The sequence below is a fragment of the Bilophila sp. 4_1_30 genome, from assembly GCF_000224655.1.
GTDB lineage: Bacteria > Desulfobacterota > Desulfovibrionia > Desulfovibrionales > Desulfovibrionaceae > Bilophila > Bilophila wadsworthia.
The window spans coordinates 760216-776463 of record NZ_JH114232.1 but is presented as its reverse complement, the minus strand read 5'-3'; the positions used below and the strand labels follow the sequence as shown (position 1 = coordinate 776463).

Sequence of the window (16248 nt, the reverse complement as noted above, 5' to 3'; positions counted from 1 at the left end):
CACCATCGGCAGCCTCGTCGGCGCGCTGGCGGCCGCCCTCCTGGGCGGCGGGCAAGGCAGCGGGGCCATCTTCGCGGGCAGCGTGGCAGCCGGGCAGGCCGCCATGCTCAACTACAGCCGCATGGATGAAACCGAAGCCGACCAGATCGGCCTGCAATACCTCACCTCGGCAGGCTATCGTCCGCAGGGACTGCAAGGCGCGTTCGAGAAGATCCGCCGCAAGCAGTGGGCCTCGGGCATCGACATTCCCGAATACCTGTCCACCCACCCCGACGTGGGCGGCCGCATCAACGAGATCCACGCCCGCATTCAGGGGCTTCCCGCCGCCGTACGCAACCGTAAGGACGACGACACGCGCTTCAACCGCGTCAAGACGCTGATCTGGGCCCGCTATGGCGATCCCGACGCGGCGGCCCGGTTCTTCGCCAAGCAGCTTGAAGGCAAAAAGCCCGATTGCCTCGCCTACATGGGGCAAGGCATCCTCGCCGAGCGCCGCAATCAGATCAAGGAAGCTGACGCGGCCTTCTCCAAGGCGCTGGCCTGTGCGCCCAGCGACGCTCTCGTCGTACGCGAGGCAGGGCGGTTCTATTACAACAAAGGCGATGCCCGGGCCGGAAGAACACTGCTCCGGGCGCTGGAGCTGGACCCCAACGACATCATGGCCCAGTTCTTCTACGCCCGGCTGCTGGACGGCAGCGGCGACAAGGCTTCCGCCCACAAGTACTACCAGCAGGTCCTCCGCAGGCTCCCGCAGGACGCGGAAGTGCACTACTACTATGGACGTTCGCTCGGCGAGGCGGGGAAGGTGTTCGACGCCTACCTGCATCTCGCCTACAGCGCTCTGTATCAGAACGACAAGCGCAAGACCGAAAGCTGGCTCAAACAGGCCCGCCCGCTTGCCCGAACGCCCGTAGAACAGGATCAGCTCAAGCGCTTTGAAGCCATCTACGCCGAACGCCAAGAGGTGTGGAAATAAGGGGGGTAGGATGGCTGCTTGAGGAGGGAGGCCGCGCTGAAGGAGTTCGTCCCGGCGGCGGTAATGCCTGAACGCTCCCCTTTCTTTATGGGAGAAGGCATATTCCCGTCAAAAACGGTTCCGCGGCCGGGCGAGCCCGATGCGGAACCGTTTTTTTGTATCTTCAATGGAGCTCTCGGGAAGGAAGGAAAACGGAAGGCGTTCCGCGAGAGCCAAGGGTGCGTCTTCAGTGGGCGGTGCGTGCCTACAGAGAGTTGAAGTCGCGCAGGTTCGAGCGTCCCTGAATACCGAGCTTCCGGTAAATGCGGCGCAGGTGGACACGCAACGTCGTCTCGGTGATGTTGAGCTTCACGCTGATTTCCAGATTTTTCATGCCGGTCTGCACCAGTTCGGCGACTTCGCGTTCGCGGGGCGTCAGCTGTTCGAACGGATCTTCCTGAATGATCGGCACAAACACCTCTTCCAGCGACCGCCTCGGCGTCGTAACCATCAGGTGCTGCAACGGACGCCGGATCAGATACACAAAGAACAAGCCGAGAATGGCGCCGATGGTCAACAGATGCATGAACAGCACATGTGAGCCGAGATAGCTGTTGTGGATATTATCCGCAAACTTCCACAGCAAATACCCGCCCATGGAACCGAACAGCGTCAGCAGGAAAAGCGCTCTGGATAACGTGCGGAACAGGAACCCGCTCCGCTGGAAGAACTGGTGCAGGACAAACAAGGCAAATGCTGCGCAGCAGCCGGAAGACAGCTGCATGATGTAAAAGGCTACGGAATTCAACGGCGGAGAAGGGAAAACCGCGGTCAGCAGGGAGCCGCATCCGAACAGAGACAGGCCGAGCATAGGGACCAGCAAGGAGTGGCTCGGGAAGAAGGCTATCAATGACGAAGCGAGAAACGCCCCGGAAATTTCTCCGGACATGATGAGAAAGGCATGTCGCTCCAACGGCGGATCGAGCATCAGGTTGAAGGAAACCATCGGACAACCAATGGAAAAATCAAGTAAAATCTGAACACCATACATAATTGGGAACACGCAAAGAACCAGATAGACGCTTCCCTGCTTGGAGAGAATATCCAGATAGGAAAGGCGGCGCAGCAACAGCCCGCGCAAGAGGACGCCCTTGACCCGAAGCCCGAACAAGCGCTGGCGATGATGACGCCGGACACGCCTCCGGATGTCGTCTGAAGGCGGCATGGCGAAGAATATCAACGGGATCGACAGAAGAGGAAACAGCATCCTGAAACGGGCCAGGGACTCTACCGGGGCCGCATCCAAAAGCAGGGAAATAAGGATGCTGAACGTGATTGCCAGGCCATAGGAGATACAGCTCCAAACTCCGGGCAGCAGGGTCACGAGCACAAACCAGATCAGGCCGAATAAAGCCGAAATCGTTCCGAGCAGCCACGGCATGAGGCCATCCAGACAGGGCGGCAGGAAAAACGTCAATATCAACAGCAAAAGGATGGCGCAGAGTTGAGCGAGGATGAGGGGCGTACTTAAATAAATGCGCTGTCTTATGGCCGGAGGGATCAACGCATAGTCGGCGTTGGGAAAGGGCTTTCGGCGAAAGGCCACTCGATCCAGCGGGAACGCCAGAAAGAGACGCTCCATGACGGGACAAAGCGCGAGCAGCATGATCATTTTAAAGAAAATACTTCCCGACAGCGTGCCGAAAAAACCGAACGGCGTCGGCATACTGACCGCCTCGATGTAATCGCGAAGCCACAATCTGTGCATCGACGGAAGCCAGTCCCATCCCGCGGACATAGCGAAACCGAGTGCCGCCGTGAAAGCTTGAACGCAGCTCATTACCTGTTTCTCCCCGGAAGGAGCGGCAGACGGCGGATAGGTTATGATTTCATCAAACTCGGAAACATTGCGTTCCTGATGTCTCATGTCAATATCCATCTTTGGTGTAGAGGGTCCCCCGAGCGCGGTATTCCCACACTCCCCTCATGGCCCGGCACTGTCCTGCGCCGAAGCCCATCCAGCGTGTTGCCCCTCCGGCATCCAGCCGATTACGGAAACAGCACCCATTCCGTATGTCCCGGAACGTGTTCCCGAAGTTGCGTCCCTATGCGAATGTGCCCACAAAAGCACATGCGCTGGCAAAGATCAACAGTAAAACTATATCTAATATGCTATTTAACAATTTTCCCCTCTTCAAGTAATGGACGCCTACCAAGGATTCTGCAACAAAGAACCGATCGCCACTGTAGCCGCCGAGGAAAACCGTGCCTTCCAATACCCCTGCCGAAATCACCCCCCTCCTGTCACAACTTGGCCCTTCCGGGCCTGAAGGGCTCCGGCGCTGTGCCCGAAATGTCAGCACGCGCTGGAAAATCCTGCTCCCGCTCTCCGTGTGTTTCCTGCTCGCCGGGCTTGCCGGGCTTTTCCTCAGGCCGGATCGGCGGCCCGATCTTCCTTTGCTCCAAAAGCGCTTCGAACTGCTCATGACCTGGACGCTTCCCGAAATCCATTGCGATGACATGCACCTTTCCGGGCTGCACAAGCAAGGGAAGGAGTGGCTTGCCACCTATCGCTTCGTGGTCTACGCCACACAGGGCTCGGAAGCCTCTCCCGTCATCAGGGCCCGCCTGAAACGGCGTTTTCCCGAATGCGGCGAACTGCTCTTCCAGACCGGAAAAGCCTGTACGGTGGAAGAACGTGTCCGTTTCGTCCCCGTCCAACAACACGGCCTCGTCCCGGAAAAGGTCGTCCTCGATTACCCCGAGCTCCTTTCCCAGATGTGACCGCTCCAGCCGGCTTTCCTGGGGAGCGCCGGCATCAGTTGAGCACGAGCGGCGACCAGGCTTCAAGTTCCCTCCGGACGGCCTTCCAGTTGGGCAGCAGCCGCTCAAGGACGGCGTAATACCGCTGGCTGTGGTTATGTTCCTGCAAGTGCGCTATTTCATGGAGTAAAACATAATCGAGGCACTGCGGGGGCGCTTTAATGAGATGTGTATTGAGCGTAATCACCCCGCTTCCCGTACAGCTCCCCCAGCGACGCCGCATCATGCGCACACGCCACGTGGGAACCGCCGCAAGCCAAGGGATGCGGGGGCATAACTCTGCTAATCTATACGCTATATGCTTTTGTATTTGTGTCTTATACCACAAGAAAAGCTGTTTGTGTACCGTCTCGGGATCGTCCGAATCCACTCTTAACTGAATAAGTTGTGATCTTCCAGTAACAACGGACTGTCCAATTTTTTCATCGGAGGCCAAAAATTTTTTTTTGACGCCGCATACAACAAGTTGAAGCCGGCAATAGGTCCCTAAAAAAAGATGCTCCTCACCATCTGTGTAATATAACGGAGACGGCTGTGGATAACTCTGTATTTCACGTAAGCGATCTAAAATCCACCCCCCTCGTGACTGAATGGCGGCGAAGGCCTCTTTTCGAAGCAGGAACGGGGGAAGGATGACCTCCACCTTCCCCGCGCGGGTCACCCGGATAAGCGTGCGCTTGCGCCGGGGCGATCCGCGACGGATGGTAAAAGCGATGGATTGGCCGTTCCAGAGAAGGTGTTCGACACCTTCCTCCGGGCCTTCGGGTGATTTCTGGGCAAAGCAAGAGAACCGCACGGAACACTCCTTGAAAACAGGGAAAGGGCACCATAAGCGGAATAACGAAAAGTGCAAAGGGGTGTCCCTTATAGCCGGATACGCTCCTTGAGGGAATCATAAACAGGGGGACAGTGCAGGAGGTTGGCTACCTTACAGGCGATCAGCCCCGCGAGCAAACTGCCCGGAAGACAGGTGTACGTGCCCGACATCTCCGTAACGAGGACAATGCCCGTCAGCGGCGCGCGCACCGTTGCCGCAAAATAGCTCACCATGCCGAACAGCACATACGGCTGCACCGAACCGGACGCCAGCCCATGCGCTGCCAAAGCCGAAACGGGCAGCTCCGCCCAGAGCCTCCCCCACAGCGCGCCGAGGCACAGGATAGGCATAAGGAGGCCGCCCGGAATGGCCGCAACGGTGCTGTACTGGGCGAACAGGTACTTGAACGCGAGCAAAAGGATAAGCGTCTTCAGCGCCACATCGTGCTCGCCCACGAAGATGATCAGGCTCTCCCCCCCGCCGATCAGCAAAGGCGCGAACAGCGCGAGGCATCCGGCGAGCAGCAGCGGCGGCAAGGCCCTCCAGCGATCCGGGATCAACGTCTGTCCGGCCTCCCTATCGTGAAGCCACAGCAGGGTCTTGTTGTATCCCACGCCGAGCACCCCAAAGACGGCGCCTTCCAGCGCCACGATCCAGAAAGAGGACAGCGGAGGCGCTTCGAACCCCGCAAACGGAAGGATGCGCCCCATGCCGAAGACAATGCGGATCATGAGGTGCGCGCCGATGGCCGAAGCACACGCCGCCACAATCAGCGAGGTATCCCGCCGGGACTTCATTTCTTCGAAGGCGAAAAGCACCCCGGCGGCGGGTGCCCCAAAGGCGGCGGCAAGGCCCGCCACGGCCCCGGCCACAACATAGGGGCTTCCGGTCAGGGCATGGGGAGCCGCCGGCCTCCAAAGCGCATGAAACCCCGCGCCCACGGCCCCGCCCATCTGGATGCTCGGGCCTTCCCGGCCAAGGGCAAGCCCGCCGAACAACGCCAGCCAGCTCCCTAAAAATTTTGCGAGCAATACACGCCACCATGTAAAGGATAGACGCCCGGCCAGCGCCAACTCCGTCTGCGGAATACCCGAGCCGCTGATGAGCGGTTCCTCCCTGACGATGCGCCTGAGGATCACGGCCAGCGCAACCAGTACGCCGAACCAGATCGGTACCGTCCACCATACCTCGCGCCACTCTTCCAGCCAAAGCGCCACACGCGCAGCGGCCCGATCGTGGGACAACCGGAGAAGCCCGACCACGCACCCGGCGCAAAGCCCCGTCGCCAGGCCGCGCATGGCCAGCATGGGCAGGACGGACTTTGCGGATGTGGAATGAATCGGATTGGACATGAAACGTGCTCCTTGTTCCCGCCCCCCGCACGCCGGAGGAACGAATCTTTATGATGAGACAACCTGCTTTCGTTTGATACTATTTATTCCATATTGCCTTATAGGTGAATATTCCGTACTTCTGCCTACAGGCATCATCAAAAACAGTACAGGCCACCCTGTCAAAGGAGACTATCATGTTTTACGACCTGCTCGTGCATGTGGATCTGCCTGATGAATCCCGCTTCGTCATGGCTCTTGGCAATATCAACAACTATCTCGCCGCGCTGAACGGCGAACCCTGCACCGTCGTCCTGCTCGCCAACGGCGGGGCGGCCCGCTTCCTCGCCCGGAAAGACAACGCGCAAACCGAAGCCATCGAGAAACTGGCTCAGGCCGGGGTTTCCTTCCGCGTGTGCGCCAACGCCATGAAGAAGATCCCAATCACCAAGGAAGACCTGCTCCCCTGCGTCGAAGTCGTGCCCGCCGGCGTCGTGGAAATCGTCCGCCTCCAACGCGAAGACTTCGCCTACATCAAGCCGTGATCACCCAAACAGCCGGGGCCTCGTTGTCCCGAAGGCCCTTTCCCCTCCACCGAAACCTTCGGCGGAGGGCTTCCTTTTTATGAAGGCAACATGAAAAAACACATCATCATAGGCACCCTCTTCGCGCTTGTCCTGCTCGCCTCCGTGGCGCGGGCGTCGGAAACCGTCGAGCGAACCGATTTGGCGGATATCTTCCAAGGGTTTGACGGTACATTCATCATGTATGACGAAGGGGCCGACCGCTATACGGTCTTCAACAAAGCCCTGAGCGAAACCCGCCTTCCTCCCTGCTCCACCTTCAAGGTTTTCCACGCGCTCATCGGGCTGGACAGCGGCGTCCTGGACCGCGACGACGCCCGCACCCTCATGAAATGGAACGGCAAGCCCTCTTCCATCGCCGCGTGGAACCATGACCAGACGCTGGCCTCGGCCATGCGCCATTCGGTGGTCTGGTATTTCCAGCGCGTCGCAACGGGCATCGGAGAAGAACGGATGCAGCGGGAGCTGGACCGTATCGGCTACGGCAACCGCGACATTTCCGGGGGGCTGACCCGGTTCTGGCTCCAGTCCTCGCTCAAGATTTCCCCGCGTGAACAGGTCGGCCTCCTGCGCGCCCTCTTCAACGGCTCCCTGCCCTTCGCCGCCGAGGACATCGCCGTCGTCAAGCGGGACATCACGCTGTCCTCCGGGAACGGCGTGCGCTTCATGGGCAAGACAGGCTCAGGCTCGGACGACGCCGACAGGGGCATCATCGGCTGGTTTGTCGGCGGCGTGGAAACCCCGCATAACCGCTGGTCATTCGCCGTGAACATCCAAGGGCCGGACGCCTCCGGCGTGCGGGCCCGGGGCATCGCCGAAGCGGCGCTCAAACGGCTCAGCATCCTGCCCTAGCGCCCCCGCCCCGCCGAAAGGCGGTTGCGCCGCCGCCCCTCAAAAGTTACAACCCTTTCCGGCAGTTCACTCGCTCACCATTCCCATGTCACACGCGGGAATGGTGAGCGAGCTCGCAAGCGCGAACCGTTTTTCCGCCGTGCGGCCTGCCGCCCTGTCCAGACCTTCACTCTAACCCACTGAAACGTCATGAACAAACCTTTCAAGCAGGATTGGCGCTACGCGCAGGCCAACCGCGAAGCCCTGCTGACGCTGGGGGCCTACGGCCTGTACTTCGTCTGGTGGTACGCGTGCGCCTACGGGCTCGGCGACGGCGACCCGGAAGGGTATACCTATATCTTCGGCCTGCCCGCATGGTTTTTCCTGAGCTGCATCGCGGGGTATCCGCTGTTGTCGGCGCTCTTGTGGTTCATGGTCCGCCGATTCTTTAAAGACATCCCTCTTGATGAGGAAAGCGGCGCCCCAAAGCGGGAAGGCCTTGAAGTCACCGACGAACGCCATCCGGAGGCCTTCTGATGGCCCAGCTCAGCACCATCGTCCCGGTCGTCATCTATCTGGCGTTGTCCTTCCTCGCCGCGCTGTGGGCCCGGAAACAGTCCCAAAAGACCTCGGACTCCCACGGGGTCATCGAGGAATATTTCATCGGCGGCCGCTCCATGGGCGGCTTCGTGCTCGCCATGTCCATCATCGCCAGCTACACCAGCGCGAGCAGCTTCGTGGGCGGACCCGGGGTGGCCTACAAGCTCGGCCTGAGCTGGGTCCTGCTGGCCATGATTCAGGTCCCCACGACCTTCCTCACGCTCGGCGTGCTCGGCAAGCGCTTCGCCATCATGGCCCGCAAAACCCGCGCCGTCACCCTGACCGACTTCCTGCGCGCCCGCTACCGCAGCGACGCCGTGGTCGTCCTCTGCTCGCTGGCCCTGCTGGTCTTCTTCATGGCGGCCATGCTGGCCCAGTTCATCGGAGGGGCGCGGCTCTTTCAGGCCGTGACCGGCTATCCCTACATCGTCGGGCTGGCGCTGTTCGGGTTCACGGTCATCCTGTACACCGCCGTGGGCGGCTTCCGGGCCGTGGTGCTCACGGACGCCATCCAGGGCATGGTCATGGTTTTCGCCTCCGTCGTGGTGCTCGTCGCCGTGGTCAACGCGGGCGGCGGCATGGAACGGTGCGTCGCCACCCTCAAAGCCATCGATCCCGGCCTGATCACGCCCACCGGCCCCGGCGACGCGGTCCCGCAGCCCATGATCCTGTCCTTCTGGGTACTCGTGGGCCTCGGCATCCTCGGCCTGCCCCAGACCTCGCAAAAATGCATGGGCTACAAAGATTCGCGGTCCATGCACGACGCCATGATCATGGGTACGCTCATCATCGGGTTCCTCCTCCTGTGCGTGCACCTTGCCGGGACGCTAGGCCGCGCCGTCATCCCCGATCTGCCCGCAGGGGATCTGGCCATGCCCACGCTGATCATGAAGCTGCTTTCGCCCTTCTGGGCGGGCGTGTTCATCGCCGGGCCGCTGGCGGCGATCATGTCCACGGTGGACTCCATGCTCCTGCTCGCCTCCGCCGCGATCATCAAGGATCTGTACATCCATTACGGGCTGAAAGGCGACGCGTCGCGCATGACGCCCGCACGCCTGCAAACCATGAGCCTCGTCTGTACCGCCGTCATCGGGCTCATCGTTTTCGCCGCCGCCATTGAACCGCCGGATCTGCTGGTCTGGATCAACCTCTTCGCGTTCGGCGGGCTTGAGGCCGTTTTCCTTTGGCCTATCATCCTCGGCCTCTACTGGAAGGAAGCCAACGCCTCCGGCGCGGTCGCCTCCATCGTGGCGGGCGTCGCCTGCTTCTTCGTCCTCAGCATCCTCAAGCCCGGCATGGGCGGCATCCACGCCATCGTGCCCACGTCCATCGTCGCCTTCGCGGCGTTCGTCATCGGCGCGAAGTGCGGCCGCCCGGCCTCGGACGAGGTTATCCGCCTGTTCTGGGGCGAAGGGAACGGAACAAGCTGAACTCATGAAACTCTTGGGGAAGGGAGGGAAAACATTTCTGAAGAAAAAGGGGGCGTGTCCCCATGCGTTTTCCTCCCTTTCCCCCATCCCTCCCTTCCCCAAAAGACTTTTCCATGTATCGAATCCCTGCTCACAGATTTTTCTGGAGTGGAACGCCTTTGAAAGGCTCTGAAATATGAAGAAGGCCTTGCCCCAAAGCCGGGAACAGCCTATCCGATCCACGAATGCCTCCCCTTCTCTTTCCAGACTCATCACGGGCTGTTCTTCAAAAAAGATCAGCCCTTTTCTCTCTGTGTTTTCAGCAAGATACCTTCACACCCCCAAGGCTCCCTTCCCCTTTGCACTTTCCCATTATTGACAATCCTCATCATACATCATATTTCGTTAATCAACGAATTAAGAATGACGTGCAACGGAACTCCTCCCGAGCCGCCTCCCCACCAGCCAAAGAGTTTTGGGGGATGAGGGGAGGGGGTTCGGGGGAGGGGAGAAGAAGACCCTTTCCAAAGGGGCCCTTCTCCCTTCCCCCGGCTCACCACTCCCACCTCCCTCCCAAAAAGGAAAACACCATGTTCGACTTCCTGACCACCTGCCGCGCGCTTGCCGACGAAAACCGCATACGCATCCTCATGGCTCTGAGAGGCCGCCAGCTCTGCGTATGCCAAGTCACAGCCTTTCTGGATCTGGCTCCGTCCACGACCTCGAAGCACCTGTCGATCCTGCGGCAGGCCCGCCTCATCGAAAGCAACAAACAGGGCCGCTGGGTCTACTACCGGCTTGCGGACGACTCTCCGCGCCCCAACATCCGGGAAGCCTTGGCATGGATGAAGGATTCCCTCGCCAACGATCCGACCATCATCGAGGATGAAGCCCGCATCGCGGAAATCCTGCGCGCCGAAGAAGCCTGCGGCTTCGGGCACGGAGAATCCGATTGCTTCCATTCCCTTGAAGTGCATTCGCTCGCCCAGCGCTTCGAAAACGCGCCGCAAGAAGAGGAAAAACATGACTAAGCGCTACGTTGTACACAATCTCCGTTGCGCCGGGTGCGCCGCCCGGATCGAAGACGCCATCGCGGGACTCCCCGGCGTGAAATCCGCCGCCATCAACCTCGACAGCGCCCGGCTGCGCGTCGAAGGCGAACAGCCCGAACTCGCGGCGATGATCCGCCTTGCGGACGCCATCGAACCGGGCACCCTGTTCTCCGAGCTGGACGAAAACGAACCGCTTCCGGAAAGCAGCGAACCGCAGCCCTCCCTGCTCCGTTCCGAATACAAGCTCTGGATCGCCGCAGCCCTGTTCGCCGTCGGCATGATCTTCGAGGAGCGCCTCGACGCCTTGCTGACCCCGTTCGTCGCCAAGGCGGTATTCTTCGGCATCCCCTACCTGCTCTGCGGCCTGTCCGTCCTCAAGAAGGGCCTGCAAAGCCTGCTCAAGTTCGACTTTTTCAACGAATACACCTTGATGGGCGGCGCAACCATCGCGGCTGCGGCCATCGGCCAACTGCCCGAGGCCGTGGGCGTCATGCTGTTCTACTCCATCGGCGAAGCCTTGCAGGATCGCGCGGCGGGCAACTCGCGGCGCTCCATCCGGGCGCTGCTGGCGGCACGGCCCACAGTGGCGCATCTGGTCGAGGAAAAAGACGGCAGGCAGATGGTGAACGACGCCGATCCCGCGGAAATCCGGCCCGGTATGCGCATCCTTGTGAAGCCCGGCGAAAAAATCCCGCTGGACGGAACCGTTCTGACCGGCTCCTCGCAGGTGGATACGTCCCCCCTGACCGGCGAATCCGTGCCGGTATCCGTGGGCGCGGGCAAGCAGGTCTACGCCGGGACGGTCAACCTTGAGGGCGCGATAACCGTGGAAGTGACCTCCCGTTTCGCCGACTCGTCCGTGGCCCGCATCCTCGAGCTCGTCGAGCAGGCTTCCGCGAACAAGGCCCCCATCGAACGCTTCATCACCCGCTTCGCCCGCTACTACACGCCCGCCGTGGTGTTCATCGCGGCGCTGGTGGCGATCATCCCGCCGCTGGCCGGGCACGGGACGTTCGACGAATGGCTGTACCGGGCGCTTGTCCTGCTGGTCATCTCCTGCCCCTGCGCGCTCGTGATCTCCATTCCGCTCGGCTACTTCGGCGGCATCGGCGCCGCATCCAAGAAAGGTATCCTCGTCAAGGGCGGGCATGTGCTCGACGCCCTGCACAACATCAAGACCGTGGCTTTCGACAAGACCGGAACCTTGACCCGAGGCGTCTTTGAAGTAACCCGCGTCCTGCCCGCCGAGGGAGCTTCCGAGGAAGACGTGCTCAACGCCGCCCGGCTGGTGGAAAGCCGCTCGACGCATCCCATCGCCCGCGCCATCATGAAGACGGCTCCCGGCTCGCACGGTTTTGCTCTGGAAGCGGTGGAATCCAAGGAAATCCCCGGCAAGGGCCTCTCCGCCAAGCATAAGGGGCGGACGCTCCTCGTCGGCAACGCGCTCCTGCTTCAGGATGCGGGCATCAGCGTGCCCTCGCTCCCAGCCGGTCAGGGCAGCGTCGTTTATGTCGCCGTCGGCAATGCCTATCTCGGGGCCATTGAAGTATCGGACGTACTGCGGCCCGAATCCGCTCCCGCCATCGAATCACTGCGCGGTCAAGGTATTGAAAGGCTGGTCATGCTGACGGGCGATCGCCCCGAAAGCGCCGCCATCGTCGCCAAGGAATTGCATCTCGACGGGTACCGCGCCGGGCTGCTTCCCGAAGGCAAGGCCGCCGAGCTGGAATCGCTCGGCCCCCGTCAGTCCGTACTTTTTGTAGGCGACGGCATCAACGACGCCCCTGTACTCGCCATGTCCGGTGTCGGCGTGGCAATGGGCGGCCTCGGTTCGGAAGCGGCCATTGAAGTGGCGGACGCGGTCATTCTGGACGACTCGCCCTCGCGCCTGCCGGAAATGTTCTCCATCGCCGCCAAGACCCGCGTGGTCGTCTGGCAGAACATCGTCATGGCGCTCGGCATCAAGGGGCTGTTCATGATCCTCGGCGTGGTCGGGCTCTCCGGCCTCTGGGAAGCCGTTTTCGCTGACGTAGGCGTCGCCCTCCTCGCCGTCCTCAACGCGACCCGTACCGCACGTTAAGAGGAACAGGGGGAGAGAAGCATTGGGGAGGGGGAGGAAAAATTTTCTGAAGAAGGGGGGAGCACCCCCACGTTTCTCCTCCCCCTCCCCAAACCCCACCCTCTCCTCTTCAAAGACTTTTGTGTTTATCGAATCCCTGTTCAGAGTTTTCAATATGTTAAAAGATGAAGTACTCTCCTTCTTCCTTCCTCAATAATCCTTCTTCCAGTTCAGCCCCACCTCGGAACCCTGGGGCGTGGAAACGCCTTCGAGGTTAAGGTTGGGGGCGAGCTCAATTTCGACGCGGACGCCGCTGGCATCACCGTTCATCCCCTGCTCCAGGCCGACATAGACGTTGTCCAAGACATACTTGCCCACCTCAAGGGACGGGATGGAGTCCTCCTGCGCGCTGGCCCCGCTGTTCTGTCCCGGCGGCTGCAACAGGCCGACATTGCGGCTCGTCTGCTGCTTGGGCCCGTTCTGCATACTCCCGAACCGGAGCACGTCGAAACCGAGCGTGTCGCGCACTTCGCCAAGAACCCCCATGCCGCCGGAACCGAACCCCGACAGCGACGCGAGTTCGGCGGCAAGCTGGATCGCCTCCATGCGCCCGAGGCTGGATGCGCTCTGCCCGAACAGCACCTGCGCCACCACTTCATCCTGCGGCAGCGGAGGCTGGCTGGACAAGGTCAATGTCGGAGACGAGGCCGGGCCGCTTACGGTGGCTTCGGCGGTGATATTCGCCGCCGCGTAGGTGACGAGCACGTTGAGCAGCGGATCGGGCGGCGTGGCCCCACTGAACTCGACGTCGCCCCGGCTCAGGGTAAACTGCTTGCCGAGCAGGCTGAACTGCCCCCTGATGGAATTGATGGACCCCGTGACCACGGGATTCGTCGCGGGTCCGGAAACCTGAAGGTTGCCCTTCCACTCGCTCTCAAGCCCCTTGCCGCGCACAAAGAAACGGTTCGGGATGAGCACGTTGACGTCAAGTTTCGGCCCGGATCCGGAGGAGGAAGGGGTGCTCTCCTCCTGCCCGGCCTCCACGACGTTCAGCGTCGGGATGCTGGTGCCGAATGAGCTGACGATCTGGAACTGCCCCTTATTGACGGTGATGACCGCGCGAACATCGGGCGACGTCGCCGGCCCGACGATGTCCGCCGTGCCCGAAAGGGTGACGGAAAGATCGTTGCGGTGCAGCGGGGCAAGCTCCTTGATCGTCCCATGCAGCGAAAGGGGCAGGCCGGACGCCAGCGGACCGATAGTTCCGTTGACGTTGATCGCGCCGCCCTGCCCGTCCGTAGCGGAAAGGGACAAACGGGACATCCCTCCGGACTGGAGAGACGCATCAAGGTTGATGTCGGACAGGGCGAGGCCGAGAAGGATCTCTTCGAAGGCGGCCTTTTCGATCTTGAGCGACGCGGAAAGCTCGGGAGCGGACAGCGTGCCGGACAGCGTGGCATTGAGGGAGCCTTGCCCGGTGAGGCTGGAGTTGGCGAGCGGCACGAACCGCCACAGCGACGCCAGCGAGCCCTCCCAGTTGACGTTGCCGGAGCACGGCTTGTTCAGCGCCGGGGACGGCACGCCGGACGCGGAAAAACTCAAGGGCAGGGAAAGCGTTCCTGTGGCCGGAGAGGTCCCCATACCGTCCGTCTTCACATTGAGGACAAGGGCGGAAGACTGGAGCGTGCCGTTGATATCCACGGCGGCGGGGGGCATGTCGCTCTCCGGGAACGCGATGTTCCTGAGGGACACGTCCAGCGTGCCCCTCGGCTGCGACGGCGTGCCGGACAGGGCGATGGCGGCGTTGAGCAGGCCGTCGGGCACGGGCACGTCCGTAAACAGCCGGGCCATATTGATGGCCACGTCGCGCAACCGGGCCTCAAGGGCGAGCTTGCGCCCGTCAAGGCTCCCCAAGGCCGTCAGCGTGCCCTGCGGCAGCACGGACAGATCGAGGTTGTCCACGGACAGCCCGTTGCCGAAGGCAATGTTGACGGGCCGATTCAAACGCACGCCCACAAGCGTCCGTTTCCGCCTGTCCGTGAACGTGAGGCGTTCCACCTGCGCCTTCTGCCCGGCAATGTCCACTGCCAATCTGATGTCGGCGGACGTCTTGCCCTGGAGGGCCACGGACGCCTGAAGCCTTTTCAGAGATCCGGACACATCGATCTTGCCGTTCCGCCAGCGGAAATCTGACGCGGAGCCGTTCCCAAGGGAGGCGGACAGGCCGATCCCCTGTTTGCCGAACAGGTCATCCAGCCGAAGATTGCCCTTGAAGGTGCGCACGGAAAAAAGCGAACCGGCACTGAGCGCGCCGAACGACCAATCCGCGGCAAGCTGCTGGGTTTTGGCCTGCGAAAAAGACACGTTGGCAACCGCTGCGGAACCATTCAGGGGCACGCCGGTAAGCGAGGACAGCGCCGCCCAGTCCGTGACCGCCAGCCGGAACCCGCCATCCAGCCGCCGTTTGGCGGGCAGGGCGTCCAGCGTGCCGGAGAGCCCTATGCCGGGGGCGTCGAGCCTGGTTTTGTGCAGGCTGAAACGGTCAGCCGCGAACTGCCATTCCGTGGAAAAGCGCAACGGCGCGCCCGCCTGCAGCGCCTTGACGGACGCATCCCTCAGCGTGGCGGAAACATCGAGCGTACCCTTGCCGCCCGCAACGCCGACGGACGGCGTGCTGAGGCGCACGCGCAAGCCCTCCAGCGTGGCCGTCTCCACGCCCATATACTGGCTGGCAAGCGTTAGTTCGCCGCCGGGCGAAAGCAGCGGCCCGGAAGCGCGGAGCTTGAGCTCAAGCGGGCCGGACAGGGAGGGAGCTATCCCCTTCAAGGAAGACAGCGCGAGGGACAAGGCCGCATCGAGTTTCTTGCCGTCGGTGGAAGCATTCCCCTTGCCGCTGAGCTGACCGGCTTTGAGCGTCAGATCGCTGACGGAAGCGGAGCCGGATTCCGGCTGCGCGCTGAACGATACGCCGAGCGAAGCCGTCTCGCCCACCGTATCCTGAAGTTGGGCAAGCCCCCAGCGCATATCCGCGAACTTGAGGCTCAAAGTCCCGGCAAACGGCGATGACGCGGCGGCGCGGCGCACGTCGGCTTTCACGCCTACCGTGCCCGCCAGCTCACGGAACGGCGAATCCGTCAGCAACGCCGCCACGGGCGGGAACTGCGCCAGCTTGCGCAGCGAAGGCATATCCAGCCGGAGTGCCGCCGCAAGTTTGCCCGTCGCCGTTTCCAGCGAAGCGTCGCCAGCCAGAGCGAGCCATTCCGACTCCACGCGCAACGCCTTCACCGTGAGCGTTTCCGCCGTTTCGGAGGCTTCAACATGCAGACTGATCGGCACTTCGCCGGAGCGTTCGCCTTCTTTGCCGTTTTTTGCGGCCTGATTGGCGGACATGGCCTTCCGGACAAACGGGCCGCCGAGGTTCACGGTCGCATCGGCCGTTACGGAAGGCTCGGAAAGCAGGGACCGCACGGCAAGCGTCCACGAAGACGCCACGTCCAGACGGGCATCCGGCTGCGCCGCATCCAGCACGATTCCCGGCACCGCGGCCTTCAGCACCAGCCCGGGCGCATCCAGCGTTCCGGACAGCGCGGCCTCAAGATTCGCCGAAGCCAGCGGCAGCCCGGCCTGAGCCTCACCCGTCAACGCGGCGACAAGCCGCATCAACGCATCGGGATCGCTCAACAAAACGGACAGATCGCCGCCGACCTTCGCATCATCGAAAAAGAGCCCGTGCCCGGCAACCAGCCCGCCCGGCACCTCCGCCATCAGCTCGGGCACGGAAAACCGC

General features: G+C 61.8%; 12 protein-coding genes. 8 read left to right on the top strand and 4 right to left on the bottom strand.

Annotated elements, in window-relative coordinates; all coding sequences use genetic code 11:
* The coding region (locus tag HMPREF0178_RS10050) for a M48 family metalloprotease (protein ID WP_009733325.1) at positions 1 to 976 on the top strand (976 nt) is incomplete at its 5' end.
* Positions 977 to 1220: 244 nt separating this feature from the next.
* On the opposite strand, the gene HMPREF0178_RS10045 is transcribed toward HMPREF0178_RS10050, so the two are convergent.
* Positions 1221 to 2882: a helix-turn-helix transcriptional regulator gene (locus tag HMPREF0178_RS10045; RefSeq protein WP_232281251.1), complete on the bottom strand. Its 1662-nt coding sequence runs from the start codon at positions 2880 to 2882 to the stop codon at positions 1221 to 1223.
* A 338-nt stretch (positions 2883 to 3220) separates the two neighbouring features.
* On the opposite strand from HMPREF0178_RS10045, the gene HMPREF0178_RS10040 reads away from it, so the two are divergent.
* Entirely contained in the window at positions 3221 to 3739 is a 519-nt protein-coding gene (locus tag HMPREF0178_RS10040) for a hypothetical protein (protein WP_009733323.1), read from the top strand.
* Between the two features lie 34 nt (positions 3740 to 3773).
* Here HMPREF0178_RS10040 and HMPREF0178_RS10035 read toward each other — a convergent pair whose 3' ends face one another.
* Positions 3774 to 4574 (bottom strand): M48 family metallopeptidase, encoded by an 801-nt coding sequence (locus HMPREF0178_RS10035; protein ID WP_009733322.1) that lies wholly within the window; start codon positions 4572 to 4574, stop codon positions 3774 to 3776.
* A gap of 68 nt (positions 4575 to 4642) precedes the next feature.
* Entirely contained in the window at positions 4643 to 5947 is a 1305-nt protein-coding gene (locus tag HMPREF0178_RS10030; protein WP_009733321.1) for a chloride channel protein, read from the bottom strand.
* 176 nt (positions 5948 to 6123) lie between these two features.
* On the opposite strand from HMPREF0178_RS10030, the gene HMPREF0178_RS10025 reads away from it, so the two are divergent.
* The 6 genes from HMPREF0178_RS10025 to HMPREF0178_RS10000 all read left to right on the top strand — a co-directional run bounded on the left by HMPREF0178_RS10025 (position 6124) and on the right by HMPREF0178_RS10000 (position 12482).
* Complete coding sequence (locus tag HMPREF0178_RS10025) at positions 6124 to 6471, top strand: DsrE family protein (protein ID WP_009733320.1); 348 nt, start codon at positions 6124 to 6126, stop codon at positions 6469 to 6471.
* A gap of 90 nt (positions 6472 to 6561) precedes the next feature.
* Positions 6562 to 7362, top strand: a complete 801-nt coding sequence (locus HMPREF0178_RS10020) for a penicillin-binding transpeptidase domain-containing protein (RefSeq protein WP_009733319.1) — start codon at positions 6562 to 6564, stop codon at positions 7360 to 7362.
* A 189-nt stretch (positions 7363 to 7551) separates the two neighbouring features.
* Entirely contained in the window at positions 7552 to 7878 is a 327-nt protein-coding gene (locus HMPREF0178_RS10015; protein ID WP_009733318.1) for a YhdT family protein, read from the top strand.
* Positions 7878 to 9371 carry a sodium/pantothenate symporter gene (gene panF, locus HMPREF0178_RS10010; protein ID WP_009733317.1) on the top strand — a complete coding sequence of 498 codons (1494 nt, stop codon included), beginning with the start codon at positions 7878 to 7880 and terminating at the stop codon, positions 9369 to 9371. Before HMPREF0178_RS10015 ends, panF begins: the two co-directional genes overlap by 1 nt.
* A gap of 569 nt (positions 9372 to 9940) precedes the next feature.
* Entirely contained in the window at positions 9941 to 10381 is a 441-nt protein-coding gene (locus HMPREF0178_RS10005; protein WP_009733316.1) for a metalloregulator ArsR/SmtB family transcription factor, read from the top strand.
* Positions 10374 to 12482, top strand: coding sequence for a heavy metal translocating P-type ATPase (locus HMPREF0178_RS10000; RefSeq protein ID WP_009733315.1), 2109 nt, complete (start codon positions 10374 to 10376; stop codon positions 12480 to 12482). Before HMPREF0178_RS10005 ends, HMPREF0178_RS10000 begins: the two co-directional genes overlap by 8 nt.
* Before the next feature lie 189 nt (positions 12483 to 12671).
* On the opposite strand, the gene HMPREF0178_RS09995 is transcribed toward HMPREF0178_RS10000, so the two are convergent.
* A partial coding sequence (locus HMPREF0178_RS09995; protein ID WP_009733314.1) for a translocation/assembly module TamB domain-containing protein occupies positions 12672 to 16248 on the bottom strand: 3577 nt, incomplete at its 5' end.